This is a genomic window from Accumulibacter sp. (genome assembly GCF_023806625.1).
Classification (GTDB): Bacteria; Pseudomonadota; Gammaproteobacteria; order Burkholderiales; family Rhodocyclaceae; genus Accumulibacter.
In genome coordinates, this window is the sequence record NZ_JAMTDX010000008.1 from 96,107 (window position 1) to 118,723 (window position 22,617).

The window sequence follows — 22,617 nt, forward strand, 5'->3', positions numbered from 1 at the left end:
TGAACCGGTCAGTGGAAGAGCGGCAGTCCGGAAACCAGCGAATCGGCCAGCCCGCCCGGTCCGCCGGTGCGCAGACGCCGGGCGAAACGTTCGGCGAGGTTTTCCTTGATCGTGAAGTCGACCAGCCGGTCGGCCTTGATCACGTCGCGCGCGACCGACCCGACCGTACCGTAGCCGTCGGCCAGCCCGAGGCGGATGCTCTGGCTGCCGGTCCACATCAGCCCGCTGAACATTTCGGGAGTCTCCTTCAGCCGCTGCCCTCTCCCTCGCCGGACGACCTCGATGAACTGCCGGTGGATCTCGCGGAGCATCACTTGCGCGTGTTCCTTCTGCCTCGCGTCCTGTGGCGAGAACGGATCGAGAAACCCCTTGTTCTCTCCAGCGGTCAGCAGCCGGCGCTCGATGCCGAGCTTCTCCATCGCGCCGGTAAACCCGAACGCGTCCATCAGAACGCCTATCGAGCCAACGATGCTCGCCTTGTCCACGAAGATCTTGTCGGCGGCTACGGCCACGTAATAGCCACCCGAGGCGCAGACGTCCTCGACCACGGCGTACAGCGGAATCTGCGGGTGTTTGGTCCGCAGGCGCCGGATCTCGTCGTGGACGATTCCGGCTTGAACGGGACTGCCGCCCGGGCTATTCACGCGCAGGATCACCCCGGCAGTTCCCTTGTCGTCGAAGGCCTGCTGCAGCGCGTCGGTGATGTTCTGGGCACTCGCCTCGCCCTGTGCCTCGATCGTACCATGCAGGTGTATCACCGCCGTGTGCCGGCCATCGGCAAGCGGTTCCGGCGCACCCCAGTCGACGACCAAGACCAGCACGGCGACAAAGTAGCCCAGCGCGGCGAGCTTGAAAAAGATGCCCCAGCGACGTCGAGCCCGCTGCTCGTTGAGGGCTGCGAAGGCAACCCGCTCCAGCAGTTGCCGCTCCCATTGGGGTTCGTGTTCCGGGGTGCTCAAGATTCCGGCTCGCATCCAGTGAAATAGATCGCGCCATCACGTTCCTCGACAGCTAACGGCGCCAGCCCCCTCCCGTTGCAGCGGCCGCCGAGGCAACGACCGTCTTCAGGCGAGTAGAGCGCACCGTGAGTGGCACAGATCAAGTATACCCTGGAATCGTCGAAGAACTCGCTGGGCTGCCAGTCGAGTTCCACGGGCAGATGCGCACAGCGATTGAAGTAGGCAACCGCGCGGCCCCTGAAGCGCACTGCGAAGGCCTGTTCATCCGCCCCATGGAAATTCACCGTGAAGCGGATACCCGGACCACCATCGACCAGTTCGGCAGAGGCACAGATCAGGCGTACCGGCGCAACCACGCGCGAAGCTCCTCGCTGTGTTGAAGACAGGCCAGAGGCCGGAACCGACCGAGATCGGCAGCCGTGTGGGCGCCGTAGCTCACGGCCAGCGACTGCACGCCGGCGTTGCTGGCCATCTGCAAGTCATGCGTCGTATCGCCGATCATCAGCGCCTTGTCCGCGTCGACCGACAGTTCGTCGAGCAACTCGTGGAGCATCTGCGGGTGCGGCTTCGAAAAACACTCGTCGGCACAACGCGAGGCGTCGAAGTACGAGCCGATGCCGCTGGCCGCGAGCGCCCGGTCGAGTCCGTGACGGCTCTTTCCGGTGGCCACGGCGAGCAGGAACCCGTCGGCCGCGAGTTCGCCGATCAGTTCGGCAACACCAGCGAACAGTTGCAACTCCTGGTCACCGGCGAGGTAATGATGGCGGTAACGTTCGGCGAGTTCCGGATAGCGATCCTCGCCGAGGTCGGGCAGCGCGTATTGCAGCGCCGCCTTGAGGCCCAGCCCGATGACGTGGCGAGCCCGCTCCTCGGGCGGCGGCACGAGGCCCAGGTCAGCGCAGGCCGAGGAAATCGCGCTGACGATTGCGCCGGCCGAATCGAGCAGCGTACCGTCCCAGTCGAATACCAGCAAATCAAATCTTCTCGCCATAGTCCTGCTCCTCCGTCGCGGCGACGGTGTCCAGGAAGTTCCGCAGAGCTGCGGGCAGATCCGACTCCAGCAGCAGATCCCGACCTTCTATCGGATGCGGCAGACGAATCCTTGAGGCGTGCAGGAACATCCGCTTGAGACCCTCCCGGGCAAGCGTCCTGTTGAGCGCGAAGTCGCCATACTTCTCGTCGCCGACGATCGGGTGACCGAGCCCCGCCAGGTGAACGCGGATCTGATGCGTCCGCCCCGTTCTCAGCTGCGCTTCGAGCAGGCTGAAACTCTGCCATCGGGCGAGCAGTCTGAAGACCGTATGCGCGAATTTCCCATCGTCAGCAACCCGCACGCGCCGCTCGCCCGAGGCGAGCAGGTACTTGAGCAAGGGCAGCCGGACGTCGCGCACGGGTTCCATCCACCGCCCGGCGACCACCGCCAGATAGCGCTTGTCGGCTCGACGATCGGCCGGCGCTCCCGTGTGTTCGCGGAACGAGGCCTGCAGGGCAACCAGCGCCGAGCGCTTCTTGCCGAGCAGAAGGAGGCCCGAGGTCTCGCGATCGAGCCGGTGCGCGAGTTCGAGGAAGCGCGCCTCGGGACGCTGCCGGCGTAGCGCCTCGATGACCCCGAAACTCTCGCCGCTGCCGCCGTGGACGGCTATCCCGGCAGGCTTGTCGACGACCAGCAGAGCGTCGTCTTCATGGACCACCGGCAGGCGGACCTTCCACTCGGCGCCGGCGACGACCTCGTGTTCCGCGCGAGCGATCCGCACGGGGGGAATTCGCAAGCGATCACCCGCCTGCAGCCGATACGAGACGTCGGCCCGACGCCCATTGACGCGCACCTGACCGCTGCGCACGATTCTGTAGACATGGCTCTTGGGGACCCCCTTGCAGAGCTTCAGCAACAGATTGTCGAGGCGTTGTCCGTGCTCATTGTCCGTGATCACCGCCTCGGTTACACAGTTTTTGCCAACTTCGACCATTTTGAATATACTTCGAGCGATTTGCGCCTTCCGTGGAGAAAGGGGCGCTGACCCGAAAGACCGGCGAGCGAAGCCGATTCCGCAGTCCTTGCGACGCACCTCCCGGCAGATCGGACCCTTCTCGCCCGCAGCCCCTCGTCCAGTCCCACGCGACGCCAATCGGCTGGTTAAGTACGCTCACCACGAAGTAGCGATACTACTTGAACTGCGCGCGCCTAGCATCTGTGGAGCGGCCTAGGTCATCCCCCGAGCCCCTGACTGACACGGCCTGCCTCGTTGGCGAGTTCGCCGCCTGCTCGATCTGGCGACGAGCCCGGCAGGCGTCCGGCCCAGAACTGATCCCTTGCTTCCAGCACCATGCAATGCCCAACCCAACCGCGCGGGAGCCCAAATTATGAAACGCATGCTGTTCAACGCAACGCAAGCCGAGGAACTCCGCGTTGCGATTGTCGACGGTCAGAAACTGATTGACCTGGACATCGAATCGGCGACGAAGGAGCAGAAAAAGAGCAACATTTATAAGGCAGTCATCACCCGCATCGAGCCGAGCCTGGAAGCCGCATTCGTTGACTACGGCGCCGAGCGGCACGGCTTCCTGCCATTCAAGGAAGTCTCGCGAGCGTTCTTCCAGCCTGGAGTCGAGGCGAGCCGAAGCACGATCAGGGAGGCGCTTCGGGACGGGCAGGAACTGATCGTCCAGGTGGATAAGGACGAACGCGGCAACAAGGGCGCCGCTCTGACTACCTTCATCAGTCTCGCCGGGCGCTACCTCGTGCTGATGCCGAACAATCCGCGCGGCGGTGGTGTCTCGCGGCGCGTCGAGGGAACCGAGCGCATCGAACTGCGCGAGGTGATGGACCAGTTGCAGGTACCGGGAGGCATGAGCCTGATCGCGCGTACTGCGGCGATCGGCCGAAGCGCCGAGGAACTGCAGTGGGATCTGAACTACCTGCTGCAACTCTGGAAAGCGATCGAGGCAGCCGCGCAACAGCAGCAAGGCGCCTTCCTGATCTACCAGGAAGGCAGCCTGGTGATCCGCGCGATCCGCGACTACTTTCAGCCGGAGATCGGCGAGATCCTGATCGACACGGACGAGGTTTTCGAGCAAGCCCGGCGGTTCATGGAACACGTCATGCCGGGAACCGTCAACCGCGTCAAGCGTTACCGCGACGACGTCCCGCTCTTCTCGCGCTTCCAGATCGAGCATCAGATCGAATCGGCGTATTCCCGCCAGGTCAGCCTTCCCTCCGGAGGGGCGATCGTCATCGACCACACTGAAGCGCTCGTCTCGGTCGATGTCAATTCCGGACGCGCGACGCGCGGCGCCGACATCGAGGAGACCGCGCTGAAGACCAACCTCGAGGCAGCCGAAGAGGTCGCCCGTCAGCTGCGTCTGCGCGACCTCGGCGGACTGATCATCATCGACTTCATCGACATGGAAAGCCAGCGCAACCAGCGCGAAGTCGAGAACCGGGTTCGTGAGGCGTTGCGTTTCGACCGCGCGCGGGTGCAGACCGGCAAGATCAGTCGCTTCGGTCTGCTCGAGTTGTCGCGACAAAGGCTGCGCCCCGCTCTCGCCGAAACCAGCTACATCCCCTGTCCGCGCTGTTCGGGAACCGGCCACATCCGCAGCACCGAATCTGCTGCACTGCATATCCTCCGGATTCTCGAAGAGGAGGCGATGAAGGACAACACGGCCGCCGTGCATGCGCAGGTGCCCGTCGATGTCGCGACCTTCCTGCTCAACGAAAAGCGGGCGGACGTGCAGGCCGTCGAGTCGCGACAGAAGGTCAACATCGTGCTGATCCCGAACATCCATCTCGAGACCCCACAGCACACTGTCGTGCGGATTCGCCAGGACGAAGCCGGTCAGGAGGACTTGCAGCAGGCCTCGTACCGCATGGTCAGCCTGCCCGCCGAAGAGGGCGCCCGAGGCGTCGCGCCGGCTGGCGAGGCGAAGGCGCCCAGAGCGGAGGCGGCGATCAAGGGGGTGACCCCCGAGCAGCCGGCACCGATCGTCGGCGAGACCACCACGCCGAGCGAAGCGCGCAAGCCCGAAACGGCAGCCAGCCGATTCCTGCACAGGATCGTCTCGTGGTTTCGCCACAGGTACCCGGCGAAGCCGGACGAGGAACGCCCACCGGCGAGCACGGAGAGCCCGCCGCCTCGCGAGTCCGTCCGGGAAGGCCGCCGCAGCGGAAGCCGCGGAGCACGCCGCGAAGACACCACCCAGGACCTCGGGACGCGAATCGGCCGCGAGCCCAGGGAAACGGTGGCCGAACCTCGTGCCGAGTCCCCCAGGCCACGCGAGGCGCGCGAAACGAGCACGGCGCGCGAACCGCGCGAAGCGGGAGTGGCCCGCGAGGCGCGTCGCCAACGCACCGAGCGCAAGACGCAGAGCGCTGCCCCGGCCGCCGCGGCACAGGCCCTGGAGACGCCGGCGACCGACGGTGTACCCGACGCCGTGCAAACTGGCGAGACGATTGGTGACGATACGGGCACCACTCCACGCCGCCGCGGGCGACGCGGTGGTCGCCGCGAACGCGGCGAAAGAACCGGTGTACCCGCCGAGCTGGCCAACACCCCCGAGGCCGCCGGTCGCGTTCCGGAATCCCGGGGTGCCGAGCCCGAACGACTCGCTGCACCCGTCGCGGCGAACGCCAAAGCGCCGACGGCCGCAGCGGCCCCGGTCGAAACACCACCAGTGTTGAGAAACGAGCCGGGCGAAGCTCAGGCAGAGGTCGTCAGATCGCCGGAATTCACCGCGGAGAGCGCCGAGCCGGCGGTGAAGGAGCTGGCCGCCGGACAGGCCGGCGCAACCGGGCCGGTGCTCGTCGAGCCGGCTCCGGAGTCCCTTCCTGCCGGACAGATCGACGCCGTAGAGGCAGCGACAGACCGCCAGTCGCCGCCAGCGGAGCGCCCGGCTGCCGGCGCTCGCGATCCTCAGGCGTCGGGACCTGCCAGGATGTCTACCGAGGACGAGGTCGGCGAGCGCCCTGCTGCGCAGTCAGCGATCGAGCCCCGACCGGCAATCGCCGTGCAGCCGCCGCTCGAGGAAGCCCTCGGCGCGAGCGGACTGATCATGGTCGAGACCGATGCGCGGAAGGCTCAGGTCCACACGACGGACGAAGTCGACACGCCGCGTCGCCCACCATTGCGCCGGCGCCGGGCAGCGCAGCTTCCCGTCCCGGAAGAACCGCTGATCATGGTCGAGACACGTCGGGAAGGTCCGGCCTGATCGCGCACAGGAACAGGAACCGATGATCAGGGTTGGAATCGTGGGCGGCACGGGTTACACCGGCGTCGAACTGCTGCGCCTGCTGGCCCAGCATCCCGAAGTGCAGGTCGCGGCGATCACCTCGCGCGGCGATGCGGGAGTTCCCGTGGCGGAGATGTTCCCGAGCTTGCGCCGGCGTGTGAGACTGAAGTTCGAGGATCCGGCGCAAGCCAACCTCAGGGCCTGCGATGTGGTCTTCTTTGCCACACCGAACGGCGTGGCGATGGAACAGGCTCCGGCACTGCTCGACGCCGGCGTGCGGGTCATCGACCTGGCCGCCGACTTCCGGCTCACCGACCTGGATGAGTGGAGCCGCTGGTACGGCCTGCCGCATGCCAGTCCGGAGTGGGCGGCGCGGGCAGTCTACGGACTGCCCGAGTGCAATCGCGCGGCCATCCGCAACGCACGCCTCGTTGCCAATCCCGGCTGCTACCCGACAGCGGTGCAACTCGGCTTCATGCCGCTGCTCGAACAGGGCTCGGTCGATTGTGACGACCTCGTTGCCGACGCCAAGTCCGGAGTCTCGGGCGCCGGCCGGAAGGCGGAAGTGGCCAGCCTCTTTTCCGAGGCGGCGGACAACTTCAAGGCCTATGCCGTTCCCGGACACCGGCATCTGCCGGAGATCTGTCAGGGCCTCTCGCGCATTGCCGGCAGCTCGGTCGGGCTGACCTTCGTCCCGCATCTGACCCCGATGATCCGCGGGATCCACGCGACACTCTACGCCCGGGTCAAGCGCGAGACCGACTTTCAGACGCTGTTCGAGCAGCGCTATCGCGACGAACCCTTCGTCGACGTGCTGCCACCCGGCTCGCATCCCGATACGCGCTCGGTACGCGCCGCCAACGTCTGCCGGATAGCCTTACATCGCCCCGGGCAGGGACGCGTTCTCGTCATCCTTTCGGTGATCGACAACCTGGTCAAGGGAGCAGCCGGCCAGGCGGTTCAAAACATGAACATCATGTTCGGGCTGCGCGAGACCGAGGGTCTCTGGCAGATCGCGGTACTGCCCTGACGGCTCGGGGCGCGTACCGGACGGACCATCGCCGTCCAGGCACGATCCGGCAATCCGGACAGTGAGGGGCGACCCTCGGACGGACCATAGGTGATAGGATAGGCGCCGCCTTCCCGGGAAGTGGCCAGCCAGGCGGTATCCGGCAGTTCGTCGGCGAATGACCGGTGCGCTGTCGGAAGGGTACAGCTTGTGATGATCGCGGAACTTCGCCTCGCCGGGTCTGTCGCAAGCGGGTATTGTCGCTTTCGCCAGAAAAGTCCACGGTGCCCGGCTTCCCCAACCCGGGCCCTGGTGACCGGAACGCCAGTGATGGTCTCCCTTGCACGCGAAGGCGCCCTATGGAAAAAAGGAGAATCGATTGATGAACGTAGCAACAGACATGCCAATGCCATTCATCTTCACGGACAGCGCGGCCGGCAAGGTGAAGGAACTGATTGAGGAGGAAGGCAACCCCGACCTCAAACTGCGTGTTTTCGTAACCGGGGGCGGCTGTTCGGGTTTCCAGTACGGTTTCACCTTCGACGAAGTGGCCAACGAGGACGACACCGCCATGGAAAAGAACGGAGTCACGCTGCTGATCGACCCGATGAGTTACCAGTACCTCGTTGGTGCCGAGATCGACTACACGGAGGGGCTCGAGGGCTCGCAGTTCGTGATCAGAAACCCGAACGCGACGTCCACCTGCGGCTGCGGATCGTCCTTTTCCGCCTAGACGGAATTCTCCGGCGAGGAGCAAAACGGCACTTGCTCGAGCGGCAACGGCCGGCCCACGGGTGACACCACCTGCCGGGCGACCCGCCGTTCGAGCGTCGAACCTGGTCAGCGGCGAAGCAGCGAAACCAGTGTCGCCAGCATTGCGGCTGCGCACGCACCGTGGGCCACTGCGATCTCGATCGAATAGTTGCCAAGCACGAGCAGGCCACCGAGAAGCACTTCGGCCGGCAGCAGTGCGAGCATCAACATCGCGGACCGGCGTTTGCTTCGTTCGTCGAGCGCTCGCCACGCACCGCCACCAAGCAGGAGCAGCGTGGCCAGCGCCGAGTAGCGATGCAACAGGTGCAGGGCCTCGCCGGCGCGATCTCCCGCCTGCGGAGCCCCGGAAAGACTGGCCAGCAACCCGAGTGCGGTCTCGGCGCCCACTCGCGGGAACCAGTTCCCGGCGCAATCGGGAAACGAGGCGCAGGTCAGCGCTGCATGACGCGCACCGATCATTGCTCCGAAAAAGACAGTCAGCGTAAGGCACAGCGCTCCGAGCCGCAGCAGTGGGTGCGCAGCGTCCATGGCCGATCCACCCGCCGACGGTGAAGTGGCCAGGACCACGCGCCACGAAAAGCTGACCAGGCCCAATCCACCGAGGATGTTCAGCAGGTTGACCACGGTCAGCCGCGGGTCCGTGCTCCAGATACCCAGCGCCGAGAGGACCAGCATCAAGCCGAGGAGCGCAGTTGCCGGCCACGCGACCGGCATCAGCGGCGGCCGGCGCCAGCACTGCCAGACGACGATCACCGCGACGATCAGCGACAGCGAGGCGACCGCACGATGGAACACTCGCGCGGGCCCGAAGTACAGTGGTGGCGGCTCGCCGGCGAGCAGTTGGCCATAGCACGCCGGCCAGTCGGCGCAGCCGAGACCCGCCGCGTCGAGCCGCAGATAAGCGCTGGCCCCGACGACGAACAGCGAGAGGGCGACGAGCAGGAATCCCAGCCAGCGGACCATGCGCAGGCGGCCGGCGCCTCCGGACATCAGAGGTGGCGCCCGACGACGCCTGGCGCCACGCGCAGTTCGTGGTTGAGCCAGAGCAACGCGGCAAGGACGACCATCGCCCCGCCCTGATGCGCAGTTCCGAGATCGACCGGGACGGCGAGAAGCAAGGTCGCGATGCCCAGTCCGATCTGCACGAAAAGCACCACCAAGAGGCAGTTTGCCGCCAGACGGGCGCGCCCCGGAACCACCGCCGAGCGCACGGCCCACCAGAACCAGGGAACGAGGAAGGCCAGCAGCCATGCCCCCAGACGGTGGTTGAACTGGACGAGCGCCATATTGTTGAAGAAGTTGAGGTACCACGGTTCGAGGATGAAGCTTTCCGGCGGCAGCACGTGCCCGTGCATCAGCGGGAAACTGTTGTACGCCTTGCCGGCCCTGATACCGGCGACCAAGCCACCGGTGACGACCATGTAGCCGACCAGGGCGACCAGCCAGACGCCGGCGCGCTGCAGTTTGCGGACCAGTGCATCGTGCGTCACCGAAACCCGCTCGGCAACCAGTCCGAGCGCCAGCCAGAACATCGCGACGAAGATCAGGAAGGCGAGCGAGAGGTGCGCGGTTAGCCGGTAATGGCTCACTCGCGGATCGTCGACGAGACCGCTCTTGACCATGTACCAGCCCATCGCCCCCTGAAGACCACCCAGGACGAAGATCCCGGCGAGTTTGGGCCACAGCGGTCGATCGATCTTCCCGCGCAGCCAGAAGAAGAGGAACGGCAGCAGGAAGACGACGCCGACCAGCCGCCCGAGAACGCGATGCACATATTCCCAGAAGAAGATCCCCTTGAACTCTTCGAGAGTCATCTGGTGATTGACCTTCTCGAACTCGGGGGTCTTCCGGTATTTGGCGAAAGTCTCCTCCCATTGGTGCTCGTCGAGCGGCGGAACGATGCCGACGATCGGCTCCCATTCGACGATCGACAAGCCCGAATGTGTCAGCCGGGTGATCCCTCCGACGACGAGGATGGCGAAGACCATCGCGCTGCAGGCTAGGAGCCAGCAAGCGATCTGCCGGCGAGCGACCTTATCCATGTGCGGAACCCGGAGAGAAGCGGAACGGGCGCAGATTATAGGCTCTTTCGCGGGGCGGTCCACGGCTCTGCGTGCTGCGACACGCAGCCGCAGGACCGGGCCCGGAAGCCGCTTCGCTGCTGGCTTTGCCGCAAGTGCCGAGCTTTTCCCGTTCTTGACGTGCATCAAGTCGCTGGCTTGCCCGCAGCGGGTATCCTCGCGCCGATTGTGCCCCGAAAGGCCAAGGAGCTTACCCGTTTGCAGCACTCTTCCGGTGCCGCGCCACCCGCAATGGAGGATACCCAGATGGCCGACAACAACGACGAAGACGTCCCGTTCATGCAGAAGTTGCTCGACAACCACTTCCTGCTGCTCTTTCTCGGCGTGGCCTCACCCGGGCTGCTGTACATCCTGTGGGGGATCATCGACATCATGAACGTGCCCGTCGCCCGATAACCTTTGCCTAAAGAGGGAGAAACCAGCATGAGTGCAATTCTGCCGCCATCCGAGAGACTCTGGTGGAAGCAGCCCATCGACAAGATCGAGTGGGCGTGGATCGCCATCGCGTTCGTCTGGGGCATGGTCATGTTCGTGATGATGATCTATTGGCATATCAACGGGAAACAGAACCTGTCCAACGAGGTGTACAAGACGAGCCCAGAACTGTTCGCCGCCAAGGCCGAGAAGTTCATCGCCGAGAACACGGTGCGCACCGAGACCGACCAGCAGATCCCGGTGGTCAAGGTACCGGCCGGCGGAGACGGCTATCTGATCGCCCGGCTCTGGGCCTGGTACCCGATCCTCGAGCTCGAGAAAGGCAAGACCTACAAGATTCACCTCTCGTCGATGGACTACAACCACGGCTTCTCGCTGCAACCCGTGAATATCAACATCCAGGTCATTCCGGGCTATGAGCACGTGGTCAAGATGACTCCCACCAAGGAAGGTACCTACGCCATCGTCTGCAACGAATTCTGCGGCATCGGCCACCACTCGATGCTCGGCCGGATCTACGTGAAATAAGGGGGAACAAGTCAGATGGCCACCACCTACCGCACCTGTCCCATCTCGGGACTCCAGTTCGAGGACCAGGCCGAGAAGCTGATGCGCTGGAACGCCGTCGCCGGCGTCCTCGCCCTGCTCGCCGGCGGGATCACCGCGCTGCTCGTCATCCTCACCCGCTGGCCGGCGATCAAGCTGCTGCCGGCCGACCAGTTCTACCTGATCCTGACCGCCCACGGCGTCGACATGTTGATCCTGTGGATCATCTTCTTCGAGATAGCCGTGCTCTACTTCGCCTCATCGACCCTTCTGCGCTGCCGACTGGCCGCGCCAAAGGTCGCCTGGTTCGCCTTCTGGCTGATGGTCGTCGGCAGCATCATGACCAATGTGGCGATCTTCCAGGGCGAATCGACGGTGATGTTCACCTCGTACGTGCCGATGCAGGCCAAGTGGCACTTCTACCTCGGCATCATTCTCTTCGCCGTCGGAGCACTGATCGGTTGCGGTATCTTCTTCGGCACGCTGGTCGTCGCCCGTCGCGAAAAGACCTACAGCGGATCGATCCCGCTGGTCACCTTCGGCGCGCTCACCGCCGCGATCATCGCCACATTCACGATTCTCTCCGGAGCCGGCATCCTGGTGCCGACCTTCCTCTGGGCGGTCGGAGTGATCAAGGAAATCGACGCGCAGCTCTACCGGATGGTCTGGTGGGGACTCGGCCATTCGTCGCAGCAGATCAACGTTTCCGCCCACGTCTCCATCTGGTACCTGATCGCCGCGGTCGTCTTCGGTGCCAAGCCGCTCTCCGAGAAGGTTTCGCGTTTTGCCTTCCTGCTCTACATCCTGTTCCTGCAACTGGCCAGCGCCCACCACCTGCTCTCGGACCCCGGCATGAGCGCCGAGTGGAAGGTCCTCAACACCTCGTATTTCATGTACTTCGCGGTGATGGCCTCGATGATCCACGGGTTCACCGTTCCCGGAGCGGTCGAGGCCGCGCAGCGGCGCAAGGGCTACACCAACGGCCTGTTCGAGTGGCTGCGCAAGGCGCCCTGGGGCAATCCGGTGTTTTCGGGAATGTTCATTTCGCTGGTCAGCTTCGGCTTCCTCGGTGGCATCTCCGGCGTAGTGCTCGGGACCGAGCAGATCAACATGCTGATGCACAACACCTTCTACGTGCCCGGCCACTTCCACACGACGGTCGTCTCGGGTACGACTCTGGCCTTCATGGCGGTCACCTACCTGCTCGTGCCAGTGCTCTTCAAACGTCAGATGATCCTGCCGAAGCTCTGCCAGATCCAGCCGTACCTGTTCGGCATCAGCATGTCCGTCCTCGGCCTGGTGATGATGGGTGCCGGTACGCTCGGCGTATCCCGCCGGCACTGGGACATGGCCTTCTCTGGCGCGCCTTTCCAGTACGAATGGCCCGGTGCGGCGAACCTGATGATGGGCCTGACCGGCATCTTCGGTGTGCTCGCGGTGACCGGTGGCGCACTATGGATCCTCCTCGTCGTCGGCTCGCTGCTGTTCGGCAAGAAGCTCGACGGCGGCAAGGTCTCCGACCGGCCGACTCCGATTCCGGCAAGCACGCCGGCGGCCGCCGCGGTGGCCCACGGCAGCGATCACGTCGCGGTCCCGGGAACGGTCGTCCTCGCGCTGCTTCTGTTCGTCTGCTTCGTCCTCTACTACTTCGTCAACTGGAAGTACCTCTCCGAAGTCTGGCTGCTCAGCTAGGCCGGTAAGCATCCCCCGCGCACCCGCGCGGGGCCTGCCTGAATCGGGCCCCCCAAGAGACCCGATTCAAGCAGGAAGAGCGTTCCTCACCACTCGATCGCCAGGGTATCGACCGCCATGCCAACGACTCTCCGAGCGAAAGGCCTTCGCAGTTTCCCGCTCCGCACCATCCTCGGCGTCTTCAAGCTGCGCATCGGCGTGGTGATCACGCTGACCGCGCTCACCGGCCTGGCCGTGAGTCCGGGCCCGAGTCCGAGCCTGGCGCAGATTCTCGTCCTGGCCCTCTCGGTGCTCGTTTCATCGGCCAGCGCGGGCGCCTTCAACCAGTATTACGAATCCGACCGGGATCGGCTGATGTCGCGGACCCGCGGCCGCCCGTTCGTCACCGGCGAGGTGCGCCGCGGGCCGCTCTGGCTTCTGGCGATCGTCGTGCTGACCGTCCTGGCGGTGGCGGCAGCGTGGCTGGTGCTCAACCCCTGGTCGGCGTTCTTCGTCTTCTTTGGCGCGTTCTTCTACGCGATCGTCTACACCGTCTGGCTCAAGCGGCGCACCTGGCTGAACATCGTCTTCGGCGGGCTGGCCGGCAGTTGGGCGGTTCTCGCCGGCGCGACCGCCGCCGACCCTCAGCCCGGAGCCGCGCCGCTGGCGCTCGCGCTGGTCCTCTTCCTGTGGACGCCGCCGCATTTCTGGAGCCTGGCGCTCGCCTATCGCGACGACTACGCGGCCGCCGGAGTACCGATGCTGCCGGTCGTCGTCGGCGAGCAGCGGGCTGCACAGACGATCTTCGGGAGCACGCTGGCGCTGGTCGCCGCGAGCCTGCTGCCGCTCGCCACGGGCCTCGGCGTGATCTACGGCATCGGCGCGTGCGCCGGCGGCGGCCTGTTCATCGCCAAGGCCTGGCGCCTGAGCCGTGAGCCGACGCGCGGCAATGCACTGAGCTGCTTCCACGCCTCGCTGGCACAACTGAGCCTCGTGCTGCTCGCCGCGATGGTCGACTCGCGAGTCGCTTCGTGACGGAGAACATCCGGTGATCGAACGTTTCCGTCGCCTCGTCTGCGCGCTGCTCCTCGCTCTGGCCGCAGGACAGGCACCTGCTTCCGAGCACCCGGACGAAAAGCCCAGGCTGACCGCGCGAGCGCAAGGTCTGAACACCGACCTCCAGTTGACCAGCCTCGACGAGAAAGCCGCCTTCGCGCTCTCACAGGGCGTCATCGGCCACCAGATCGGCGACTTCGTCCTCCTCGACCGACAGGGCAGACCCGTCGAACTGTCGCGTTACCGTGGCAAGCCGCTGCTCGTCACCTTCATCTACACCGCCTGCTTCCGGGTCTGTCCGACGATCACCCGCAACCTGCAGAAGGCCGTGCAGAACACGGTCGGCCTGATGGGCGCCGACCGCTTCAACGTGATCAGCATCGGCTTCAACCAGCCCTTCGACTCCCCCGAGGCGCTCCGGGATTTTGCCACGCAGTACGGAATTCGCCTGCCCAACTGGGAGTTCCTGAGCCCGGCACCGGCAATCGTCGGCGAACTGACGCGCAGCTTCGGCTTCAGCTACGTCGCCACGCCCGCCGGATTCGACCATATCAATCAGGTCACTCTCGTCGATGCGAGCGGAACGATCGTCCGACAGGTCTACGGCGAGAAGTTCACCGCCGAGGACATCGCCGAACCGCTCAAGACGCTGATCACCGGATCGGCAATTCCGCCCGAAGTCGGCACGCTCGAGGAAATCGTCGACCGGGTGCGCATCCTCTGCTCGGTCTACGATCCGCTGACCGGTCGTTACCGGACCAACTACTCGCTCTACTTCCAGTTCGCCGGCTTCCTGAGCTTTGCCGGCTTCATGATCTACCTCTCGATCCACTTCTGGAGAAACCGTCGTCGCTCGGGGTAGAAAAAGGAGCGGCACCCGGCGATTGCGCACTCCGCGCCGCGCGCGATCGAGCGCGACGGGCGCTTGCCCGGGATTTGACGCGCATCATTTCGGCGCCCAATGGTGGTCGATAGACTTGGCAGTCAGTGTTCTTGGCCAACGGCGGCTCCCGGAGCGTCAGCGACGTGAAGTTCCACGCAGCCTTGCGCGCGGGCGTGAGGAGTATTTTTCTGCGCGTCGAGGAAGCTCTCGACGCGCCTTTCGGTGGAGCAGACAATCCGTTGCGCCATCTCGGCGCGATCGGCCTGTATCTGCTGTGGATCGTGGTCGGGACGGGGATCTACCTCTACACGGTGCTCGACACCGGCATCGCAGCGGTGTATCGCTCGATCGGGCAGCTATCCACCGACCAGTGGTACCTCGGCGGAATCCTGCGCAGCCTGCACCGCTATTCAGCCGATGGCTTCGTTCTGGTGATGATGCTGCATCTGGTCCGTGAATGGTGCTACGGGCGCTACCACGGGTTCCGTCTGTACTCATGGGTGACTGGCGTGCCGCTGATCTGGCTCGCTTACATGGCCGGAATCGGCGGCTACTGGATCGTCTGGGACCAGCTGGCCCAGTTGTCGGCGCTGTCCACCGCCGAGTTGCTCGACTGGCTGCCGGTGATCAGCGAGCCGACGGCGCGCAACTTCCTGGCCCCGGATTCGATCAGCGACCGCTTCTTCACGATGCTCGTCTTCCTCCACCTCGGCGTCCCGCTGTTGCTGATCCTCGGCCTCTGGGCTCACGTCCATCGGATCAGCCACGTCGATTACCTGCCGTCGCGTCGGGCGATGCTCGCCACCTTGGCCGCGCTCCTCGTTCTCGCACTGATCAGACCGGTGGCCAGCCACCCTCCGGCGAACCTGGCGACCGTTCCCCGAGACGTGGCGCTCGACTGGTTCATCCTGTTCATCCACCCGCTCACCGATCTCGGCTCGCCAGCGATCGTCTGGGCACTGCTCTTCGCGGCGACGATCGTCCTCTGCGCACTGCCGATCCTGCCTCACCCGGCGCGGGACCCTGTCGCCGTCGTCACCCCGGCGAGGTGCACGGGTTGTGACCGCTGTCTCGCCGACTGCCCGTACGCAGCGATCACCATGACGCCGCATCCGCTGCGGCCTGGTTCGAACCTCGCCGTCGTCGACGCCGACCTCTGCGCCGCCTGCGGGATCTGCGCAGGTTCGTGTCCCTCATCGACGCCTTTCCGCAGGCAGCCGACCCTGGTCACCGGGATCGACATGCCGCAACTGCCGGTCAACGCGCTGCGCGAGTGTCTCGATCGGTCGCTTGGCGAACACCGGCACGAGCCGACGATCGTCGTCTTTGCCTGCTCGCGAGCCGCTGACGCGAACGCCCTGGCGATGCCGGACGCGATCGTCGTACCGTTGCCATGCACCGGCATGCTGCCACCCTCGTTCGTCGAGTACGCTCTACGCACGGGCGCAGACGGCGTGCTGCTGACCACCTGTCGGGCGGGCGGTTGCGCGTTCCGACTCGGCGAACGGTGGACAGCCGAGCGGCTCGCCGGTCGGCGCGAGCCTCACCTGCGGCGTAACGTTCCCCGGGATCTCGTCGCGGTCGTGCCGCTCGCCGTCGGAGACAGCGCGGCGCTCGACGCCGCTCTGGCGTCGTTCCGGCGCAACCTGCAGGGCGGTCCGGCGGCGAGCGCGTCCCTGCCGCCGTACGAAGTCTTGCGCAGACCCACGGCTGAACCGGTCTTCGGCAGTGTCCGGTCGCCGGATCCGCGGATATCTGCCTGACATGTCCCGTCGTGCGCCACCGAGTTCCGGCCATCCCGGCCTGCTCGCGACGAGTTCTTCACCAACCCTGACTGCGGAGAGCGCCCCAACATGCCCAAACCCGCCGCGATAGCCGGCCAGGTCGTCCTCTACGGCGCCTTCGCCGCTTTCATCGGCTACTTCGCCACCTCGCCGAAGTACCGGCAGATCCCCGACGACGCTGCGCTGATCAAGCTGTCGATCAACCACCTCGGCGAGCGCGAGTGCCGCAAGCGGAGCCCCGAGGAACTCGCCCGCCTGCCGCCGAACATGCGCGCGCCGCTGGACTGCCCGCGTGAGCGCTCGGACATCAGGCTGGAAATGGACCTCGACGGAGAGCCGGTCCTGCGCACGACGATGCATCCAACCGGACTCTACAAGGACGGCATCTCGACCATCTACCGCCGCTTCGAGGTCAAGGCGGGCAGCCACGAGGTGGCCGTGCGCATGAACGACAACGCCGTGAAACCTGGCTTCGCCTTCGTCCGGGAAGGCCGGGTGACGCTCGCCCCGGGACAGGTGATGGTCATCGACTTCAACCCGGACATGGGCGGGCTGTTCTTCAAGTGACCGCCCGCACGGTCCACCCGGAACGAGCGACTGCCTACGCCAGGTCCACGGCGTCCGGTGTCGATTCCCGCTGATCCTGAAACTACGAATCGATCATGGTCAAAGTCCTGCAAGTCTGTCTGCGCTGGCTGTTCATGCGCGTCGAGAACGTCTTCAACGTCGCCTTCGGCGACAAGATGAACCCGTTCTATCACCTCGGGACGATCAGCTTCTGGCAATTCTGGCTGCTGGTCGTCTCGGGACTCTACCTGTACATCTTCGCCGACACCGGAGTGCACAAGGCCTTCGAGTCGGTAGAGTCGATCACCCATGACCAGTGGTGGGCTGGAGGCCTCCTGCGCAGCATCCATCGCTACGCGACCGACGGCATGATCCTGACGATGCTGCTGCACATGCTGCGCCATTTCGCCTACGACCGCTACCGCGGCTTCCGCTCGTTCTCCTGGTTGACCGGCGTCGCGCTGCTCTGGCTGGTCTATATCGCCGGCGTCAACGGCTTCATGCTCGTCTGGGACAAGCTCGCCCAGTTCGTCGTCGTTGCCACGGCCGAATGGTTCGATGCGCTGCCGATCTTCAACGGCACGATGATCCGCAACTTCCTCTACCTCGAGACGGTCAACAGCCGCCTGTTCACGCTGCTCGCGTTCATTCACATCGGCGCCCCGCTGATCGTCGTGTTCATCATGTGGGTCCATGTCCAGCGGGTGCCGCGCGCGCACATCAATCCGCCGCGCCCGATCGCCGTCGCCGTCACGCTGATGTTTCTGCTGCTCGCGCTGGTCAAACCGATCGTCAGCCAGGGCGGCGAGGCCGATCTGTCGGTCGTGCCGACGAACATCGCCTTCGACTGGTTCGAGCTGCCGGTTCTCGCGCTCGTCTATGTCGTCAACCCGCTGCACCTATGGTACTGGGTTCTCGGTCTGACCGCCCTGCTCTTCCTCGTCCCCTGGCTGCCGCCGAAGCGGCGCGGCGCGGCGAAGGCGCAGACGGCGATCACCTTCCACCCCGACCGGCGGACCGTCTCAGCGCGCTTCGGTGAGACGCTGCTCGACGCCGGCCTGCGCCAGGATATCGACCTGCCGTACGAATGCCGAAACGGTGGCTGCGGCGTTTGCAAGTGCACCGTGCTCAGCGGCAAGGTCGATCCGGGTCTCTATCAGCCGAGCGTGCTCTCGCCGGTTGAACTCGCCCAGGGCAAGGTCCTGCTCTGCTGCGCCACGGCGATCGAAGACGCTGAAATCGAGTACCAGCCGCGCACCGCGGCGAGCCGAATCCGGGAATACCGTGCGCAGGTCGCAGAGATGCACAAGCTCGCCCACGACGTGATGCTCGTCCGGCTGCGGCTTCCTCCCGGCGAGACGATCGCCTTCAAGGCTGGCCAGTACATCAACGTGATTCTCGATGATGGGCAGCGGCGCGCCTTCTCGTTCGCCAATCCGCCGCACGAACCCGAGTTCGTCGAGCTGCAGATCCGCCTGATGCCCGGTGGGCGATTCACCACCCAGGTCTTCGAAACGATGAAGGTCGGCGACGAGCTGCGCTTCGAGGGACCGCTCGGAGACTTCACGCTACGCGAATCTTCGCGCCCGATCGTTTTCGTCGCCGGCGCGACCGGCTTCGCTCCGGTCAAGAGCATGGTCGAGGACGCCTTCCAGCGCGGCCTGACCAGGCCGATTCATCTGTACTGGGGAGTGCGCAGCCTCAAGGATCTCTATCTGCCCGAACTTCCCGAGCGCTGGGCACGCGACCACGACAACTTCCATTTCATCCCCGTGCTTTCCGAACCGGCTGCCGAAGACGCCTGGTCGGGACGAACTGGCCTCGTCCACGAAGCCATTCTCGAGGACTTCCCCGAACTCAGGGAGCACGAGATCTACGCCTGCGGCTCGGTGCGCATGGTCGAAGCGATCTTTCCGTTCCTCAAGCAGCACGGCGCCGAAGACGGTGCGTGCTTCTCCGATGCGTTCAGCGTCTCGGCGCGATCGATGGCCTTCCAGCCCCGGCAATCGTAGGCCTGCCTCGCGGACGCGCCCGGCCGGCCCGGCCGTTCCCCTCGCGGGCCGGCCGTCGCGGAGACCCATCCGTGCTCAGTTTGCGGTCAGCCGATCGAGAACGGGTTCGAGGGTCTGTTCGTCGAGCCGGCCGAGGCGGCTCATCGCGAAGCGCCCGTGGTGGTCGATGACCACCGTATACGGCAGCCCGCGGACCTGCAGCGCCGCCGTCTGCGTCCCGGCTGCCTCGCCGACAAGCAGCGGATAGCCGACCGGAGTCTTCCGCGCGAACGCCTGAAGACGTTCGGGCTCGTCGATCCCGATGCCCACGAACTGCACGCCCCGCGCCGCATAGCGTTGCTGGAGACGCGAGAAGGCCGGCATCTCTTCGAGGCACGGCGCGCACCAGCTCGCCCAGTAGTTGACCACCAGCACCTTGCCGCGCCACTGCGCGATACTCTGACGACGGCCGTCGAGATCAGGCAGGACCAAGGCCATGATCGCATCGGTGGCCGCCTGCCCCTGTTCCGGCGGCAGCGACTGGGTCGAGATCGATCCCGCGGGTGGGGCGGACGGGGCGAGCGGCGCCGGCTGGCGCCCCTGCTCAAAGACCCGATAGCCGAGCCAGCCGGTGCCGGCCAGGGTCAACAGCACGAAACCGAGCGCCAGAGCGAGCGCGTGTCCCGGCTTCATTGGCCGCTGCGCCGCGACATCGCCTTGAGGCAGACGACGACGAACATCAATCCGCCGACGACGGCAATCAATCCACCGAGGCCCATCATGCCCATGCCGACCTTCTGCGGCCAGGTGGTCAGCAGCTGGTCTGCACCGGCGACCTTGCGCTGTACGCCATAGCCTCCCGACCACGCGAGACCGAGGATGTGGATCAACTGGCCCAGTCCATAGACATGCGGCTGCCAGACGGCGAGCCAGCCCTCGGGCCGAGCAAAGCCGAGCGCCGGCAGAAGAGCGTAGGCCAGACCCATGAAGGCCAGCGTCACGCCGACCGTCGACCCGTGATAGTGCGCAGGAATGACCACGTTCACGCCCTGGATCAGGTAGCCGAGGACGCCGCCGAGCGCAAAGAGCACGAAGGACTCGAGCAGCGCCGACTTCGCCGGATCAGGCGGAGAGCGACGCAGGCCAACGAGGGCGAGGAACCCGACGACGATCAGCGGCAACATGTACGGATGGCCCCAGATCATCAGTCTGGCGAAGAGATCCATGTGCTCCAGCGAGCCACCCGGGACAAGCAGGTAAATCGTCGGGATGGCCAGCAGCGGCAGCGCGGCGACGATGAAGAGGACGGACTGCGCACGCGCCGAGACCCGCGACGGGTGGCCGAGGCCGGCGGCAATCCACAGCCAGGCGACGACCATCAGCAGTGAATGCTGGAACTGCAGCGTGTGTCCGCCGCCCCAGAAGAGCACCTCGAAATAGACTGTCTCCTCGATTTGCGGCACCGTCAGCCACGACCAGAAAAACGCGACCAGCGACAACAGAGCCGCCAGGGCGCCGAGGAAGGCGCCGAGCCGCAACGGCTCCCCGAGGAATTTTTCCGGCCAGGTGCACCATAGCGCACGCACGACGGCAAGACACAGGCCGCCAGCAAAGAGCCAGAGCGAGGCGAAGAACAGTGGCTGCCTGAGCACCGGAATGTAGTTGTTGAGGACCGGCTCGGCCCCGGGGAAGAACGGCGAGATGCTCATCAGGGCGGTTCCGACCGCTGCCAAGGCGAAACCGCTCCAGCCGAGCCAGGCGAGGCCAGCTCCGCCGACACTGCTCCAGATCACCGCCGCAAAAGCCATGAACCAGACGGCCACCGACAAATCGACGTGCACGACGAGCGCCGCGCGAAACAGATCCTTCAGCGGAAAGACGTCCTGAATACCCGGCGTTCGCGAAAGAACGAGCAACACGGCGAGCACGCCCGAGCCGATCAGGGCCATCACGCCGAGCCATAGCCAGGCCCGGGCCAGGCTTGCCGGAGTCCCCGCGAGGATCACCGGAACCCGGCCCTGCCCGGGAGAAACGCTTGCCGAAAGAGAATTCACTGTATCCTCACAGGACAATCACCCGCTGGCGCCCGCATCGGTCTCCGGCCTTCCGGACGGCGTCCTGCAAGGCAACCCGACCCGACCTGCGCCGGAGCAGCAATGCGCCGACCCGAGATCCCCTCAGACCCACGCCACACCGGACCGCCGAACTGCCCGGAAAGGCGACGATTATAGGCGATGAACAATCGATCCTCGCGCTTCCCGCCGAACAAACGACGATCGCGCTCGTCGTCGTGCTCATGTATTTGAGGCCGGAACACGCCGGACGCACAACGAGCCGCCGCGAGTGGCCGCGGCGTCCCGGAGGACCCGGCGATGGAAGCGTCCATCCTCCGATCCGGGGTCCTATCGGTTCAGCAGCGCGGCCATCGCGTTGCGCAGGTCGGCAAGGAACGGCAGCGGATCATCGGTCGACCAGACGTAGTAGCGAACCTTCGGGCGAAAGAAGTCGGCCACGAAGCGCGAGACCTCATGCCAGGGTCTGAGCGCGAAAGCCGGATCGGCTATCCGTCCGGGCTGGAAAAGGATGCGCCACAGCCGCTTGACTTCGGTCGCCACCATTCGGCAGCGGAGATCGGCGCGCGGCGGAGGCAGCGAAGCCGGCGGAAGACCTGCGGCAGTACGGTAGGCGAGCCAAGCAAAACCCGCTCCCGAATGGACTGCCAGCGGAAAACTGCCCCAGAAGCGCCCGTTGACCTCCATCAGACGAGCCTCCTGGCGCAGCGGATCGAAGCGGTATTCGACCATCGCCACCCCCTCCCAGCCAATCGCCCGGAGCAGGGCGATCGATCGCTCCTGCAGTTCGGCGTGCTCGTCCAGCGGAACGGCGTCGCAGACACTCGAGAACCCACCCTCGGGCGGCCATTCGGCGATCCGTCGATGCTGAAAGCGGCGCAGCACCTGCCCCTGATCGATCAGGAAGAACTGGCCCAGTCCGTAACCGGGGCAGTACTCCTGAACCAGCGGCCACTCGCCAATGGGCGTGTAGCGCTCAAGCGCAGCCTGCAGATCGGATGGACGAAGAACATGTTCGGCCTTGAGCAGTGGCAGGCCGTGCGCCGCCAGCAACGGCGCCACCGACGCCGGATCACTCCACTTGAGCACTGCCGGCAACGGGCAGCGGCGCAGCAGGTCGGCGAGATCCCAGCCGCTTTCGGGGAGAATCGAAACGGGCGTGCGGATTCCCGCCGCCTCGGCCGCTTCGAGCGTCGCGCGCTTGTCGAGCACGACGGCCAAGGCCGTAGCGCTGGGGACGACCGGTGTGACCAGGCCAAACTCGCTGCGCTGGCCTGCGAGCCAGACCAGATTAGCTTCCGAAACGGCCAGCAGCGGACACGGTCCATAGCGCTCGCCGATGCCGCGGACGACGTCGATCAGATGCTCGCTACGCGGTTCAGCGACGACGATCCCCTCCGCCAGGTAACGCGAACGCAGCCCGATGGCCGACGGCTCCTGGGCGACACCGATTACCCGAACCCCTGCTCGCCCCAGCTCACGCACGAGGTTCAAGCCAATCTGTGTCTCCAGCCCGAGAACGACACAGGGCGGGCCGTCAACAGGCCAGGCTTTCAGCATGAC

General features: G+C 65.5%; 20 protein-coding genes. 11 read left to right on the plus strand and 9 right to left on the minus strand.

Features of this window, described 5'->3' with window-relative positions:
- Positions 1–8: 8 nt before the first annotated feature.
- From NFW05_RS01645 to NFW05_RS01660, 4 genes are read right to left on the minus strand one after another with little or no spacing between them, the layout of a single operon-like run.
- Positions 9–959 carry a S49 family peptidase gene (locus NFW05_RS01645; protein ID WP_295302210.1) on the minus strand — a complete coding sequence of 317 codons (951 nt, stop codon included), beginning with the start codon at positions 957–959 and terminating at the stop codon, positions 9–11.
- Positions 956–1,315, minus strand: coding sequence for a Rieske 2Fe-2S domain-containing protein (locus tag NFW05_RS01650; protein ID WP_295302211.1), 360 nt, complete (start codon positions 1,313–1,315; stop codon positions 956–958). The genes NFW05_RS01645 and NFW05_RS01650 overlap by 4 nt, the downstream gene beginning before the upstream one ends.
- Entirely contained in the window at positions 1,294–1,950 is a 657-nt protein-coding gene (locus tag NFW05_RS01655; protein WP_295302214.1) for an HAD-IA family hydrolase, read from the minus strand. The genes NFW05_RS01650 and NFW05_RS01655 overlap by 22 nt, the downstream gene beginning before the upstream one ends.
- Positions 1,934–2,926 carry an RluA family pseudouridine synthase gene (locus NFW05_RS01660; protein ID WP_295302216.1) on the minus strand — a complete coding sequence of 331 codons (993 nt, stop codon included), beginning with the start codon at positions 2,924–2,926 and terminating at the stop codon, positions 1,934–1,936. The genes NFW05_RS01655 and NFW05_RS01660 overlap by 17 nt, the downstream gene beginning before the upstream one ends.
- 394 nt (positions 2,927–3,320) lie before the next feature.
- On the opposite strand from NFW05_RS01660, the gene NFW05_RS01665 reads away from it, so the two are divergent.
- The 3 genes from NFW05_RS01665 to erpA all read left to right on the plus strand — a co-directional run bounded on the left by NFW05_RS01665 (position 3,321) and on the right by erpA (position 7,927).
- Positions 3,321–6,164: an Rne/Rng family ribonuclease gene (locus tag NFW05_RS01665; protein WP_295302218.1), complete on the plus strand. Its 2,844-nt coding sequence runs from the start codon at positions 3,321–3,323 to the stop codon at positions 6,162–6,164.
- A 22-nt stretch (positions 6,165–6,186) separates the two neighbouring features.
- A complete protein-coding gene (gene argC / locus NFW05_RS01670; RefSeq protein WP_295302220.1) occupies positions 6,187–7,215 on the plus strand; it encodes an N-acetyl-gamma-glutamyl-phosphate reductase in 1,029 nt (342 codons plus the stop codon).
- A gap of 361 nt (positions 7,216–7,576) precedes the next feature.
- Positions 7,577–7,927, plus strand: a complete 351-nt coding sequence (erpA, locus tag NFW05_RS01675; protein WP_295302222.1) for an iron-sulfur cluster insertion protein ErpA — start codon at positions 7,577–7,579, stop codon at positions 7,925–7,927.
- A 107-nt stretch (positions 7,928–8,034) separates the two neighbouring features.
- Here erpA and NFW05_RS01680 read toward each other — a convergent pair whose 3' ends face one another.
- Together NFW05_RS01680 and NFW05_RS01685 are read right to left on the minus strand one after the other, a co-directional pair.
- Positions 8,035–8,958, minus strand: coding sequence for a COX15/CtaA family protein (locus NFW05_RS01680; protein WP_295302223.1), 924 nt, complete (start codon positions 8,956–8,958; stop codon positions 8,035–8,037).
- Positions 8,958–10,010, minus strand: coding sequence for a COX15/CtaA family protein (locus NFW05_RS01685; protein ID WP_295302226.1), 1,053 nt, complete (start codon positions 10,008–10,010; stop codon positions 8,958–8,960). The genes NFW05_RS01680 and NFW05_RS01685 overlap by 1 nt, the downstream gene beginning before the upstream one ends.
- A 285-nt stretch (positions 10,011–10,295) precedes the next feature.
- On the opposite strand from NFW05_RS01685, the gene NFW05_RS01690 reads away from it, so the two are divergent.
- The 8 genes from NFW05_RS01690 (at position 10,296) to NFW05_RS01725 (ending at position 19,003) form a co-directional block, all read left to right on the plus strand.
- Positions 10,296–10,445, plus strand: coding sequence for a hypothetical protein (locus tag NFW05_RS01690; protein ID WP_295302228.1), 150 nt, complete (start codon positions 10,296–10,298; stop codon positions 10,443–10,445).
- A gap of 27 nt (positions 10,446–10,472) precedes the next feature.
- A complete protein-coding gene (locus NFW05_RS01695) occupies positions 10,473–11,012 on the plus strand; it encodes a cytochrome C oxidase subunit II (RefSeq protein WP_295302230.1) in 540 nt (179 codons plus the stop codon).
- 15 nt (positions 11,013–11,027) lie between these two features.
- Positions 11,028–12,722 carry a cbb3-type cytochrome c oxidase subunit I gene (locus NFW05_RS01700; protein ID WP_295302232.1) on the plus strand — a complete coding sequence of 565 codons (1,695 nt, stop codon included), beginning with the start codon at positions 11,028–11,030 and terminating at the stop codon, positions 12,720–12,722.
- Between the two features lie 117 nt (positions 12,723–12,839).
- Positions 12,840–13,736: a heme o synthase gene (gene cyoE, locus NFW05_RS01705; RefSeq protein ID WP_295302235.1), complete on the plus strand. Its 897-nt coding sequence runs from the start codon at positions 12,840–12,842 to the stop codon at positions 13,734–13,736.
- Between the two features lie 13 nt (positions 13,737–13,749).
- Positions 13,750–14,619 carry an SCO family protein gene (locus NFW05_RS01710; protein ID WP_295302236.1) on the plus strand — a complete coding sequence of 290 codons (870 nt, stop codon included), beginning with the start codon at positions 13,750–13,752 and terminating at the stop codon, positions 14,617–14,619.
- Between the two features lie 164 nt (positions 14,620–14,783).
- Entirely contained in the window at positions 14,784–16,403 is a 1,620-nt protein-coding gene (locus tag NFW05_RS01715; protein WP_295302238.1) for a hydrogenase iron-sulfur subunit, read from the plus strand.
- Positions 16,404–16,493: 90 nt separating this feature from the next.
- The gene (locus tag NFW05_RS01720) at positions 16,494–16,991 is read left to right on the plus strand and encodes a hypothetical protein (RefSeq protein ID WP_295302239.1); all 498 of its coding nucleotides are present in this window, start codon (positions 16,494–16,496) and stop codon (positions 16,989–16,991) included.
- Positions 16,992–17,086: 95 nt separating this feature from the next.
- A complete protein-coding gene (locus NFW05_RS01725; RefSeq protein ID WP_295302241.1) occupies positions 17,087–19,003 on the plus strand; it encodes a 2Fe-2S iron-sulfur cluster-binding protein in 1,917 nt (638 codons plus the stop codon).
- A 75-nt stretch (positions 19,004–19,078) separates the two neighbouring features.
- Here NFW05_RS01725 and NFW05_RS01730 read toward each other — a convergent pair whose 3' ends face one another.
- The 3 genes from NFW05_RS01730 to NFW05_RS01740 form a co-directional block, all read right to left on the minus strand.
- Positions 19,079–19,675 (minus strand): TlpA disulfide reductase family protein, encoded by a 597-nt coding sequence (locus NFW05_RS01730; protein WP_295302243.1) that lies wholly within the window; start codon positions 19,673–19,675, stop codon positions 19,079–19,081.
- Complete coding sequence (locus NFW05_RS01735; protein ID WP_295302245.1) at positions 19,672–21,036, minus strand: cytochrome C oxidase subunit I; 1,365 nt, start codon at positions 21,034–21,036, stop codon at positions 19,672–19,674. Before NFW05_RS01735 ends, NFW05_RS01730 begins: the two co-directional genes overlap by 4 nt.
- A gap of 348 nt (positions 21,037–21,384) precedes the next feature.
- Positions 21,385–22,539 (minus strand): carboxylate--amine ligase, encoded by a 1,155-nt coding sequence (locus NFW05_RS01740; RefSeq protein WP_295302404.1) that lies wholly within the window; start codon positions 22,537–22,539, stop codon positions 21,385–21,387.
- Between the last annotated feature and the right edge of the window lie 78 nt (positions 22,540–22,617).

Bases quoted from the DNA above. Each gene is read 5' to 3' on its own strand.
- NFW05_RS01655 (WP_295302214.1), bottom strand. From the start codon at position 1,950: ATGGCGAGAAGATTTGATTTGCTGGTATTCGACTGGGACGGTACGCTG.
- NFW05_RS01660 (WP_295302216.1), bottom strand. From the start codon at position 2,926: ATGGTCGAAGTTGGCAAAAACTGTGTAACCGAGGCGGTGATCACGGAC.
- NFW05_RS01665 (WP_295302218.1), top strand. From the start codon at position 3,321: ATGAAACGCATGCTGTTCAACGCAACGCAAGCCGAGGAACTCCGCGTT.
- argC (WP_295302220.1), top strand. From the start codon at position 6,187: ATGATCAGGGTTGGAATCGTGGGCGGCACGGGTTACACCGGCGTCGAA.
- erpA (WP_295302222.1), top strand. From the start codon at position 7,577: ATGAACGTAGCAACAGACATGCCAATGCCATTCATCTTCACGGACAGC.
- NFW05_RS01680 (WP_295302223.1), bottom strand. From the start codon at position 8,958: ATGTCCGGAGGCGCCGGCCGCCTGCGCATGGTCCGCTGGCTGGGATTC.
- NFW05_RS01685 (WP_295302226.1), bottom strand. From the start codon at position 10,010: ATGGATAAGGTCGCTCGCCGGCAGATCGCTTGCTGGCTCCTAGCCTGC.
- NFW05_RS01690 (WP_295302228.1), top strand. From the start codon at position 10,296: ATGGCCGACAACAACGACGAAGACGTCCCGTTCATGCAGAAGTTGCTC.
- NFW05_RS01695 (WP_295302230.1), top strand. From the start codon at position 10,473: ATGAGTGCAATTCTGCCGCCATCCGAGAGACTCTGGTGGAAGCAGCCC.
- NFW05_RS01700 (WP_295302232.1), top strand. From the start codon at position 11,028: ATGGCCACCACCTACCGCACCTGTCCCATCTCGGGACTCCAGTTCGAG.
- cyoE (WP_295302235.1), top strand. From the start codon at position 12,840: ATGCCAACGACTCTCCGAGCGAAAGGCCTTCGCAGTTTCCCGCTCCGC.
- NFW05_RS01720 (WP_295302239.1), top strand. From the start codon at position 16,494: ATGCCCAAACCCGCCGCGATAGCCGGCCAGGTCGTCCTCTACGGCGCC.
- NFW05_RS01725 (WP_295302241.1), top strand. From the start codon at position 17,087: ATGGTCAAAGTCCTGCAAGTCTGTCTGCGCTGGCTGTTCATGCGCGTC.
- NFW05_RS01730 (WP_295302243.1), bottom strand. From the start codon at position 19,675: ATGAAGCCGGGACACGCGCTCGCTCTGGCGCTCGGTTTCGTGCTGTTG.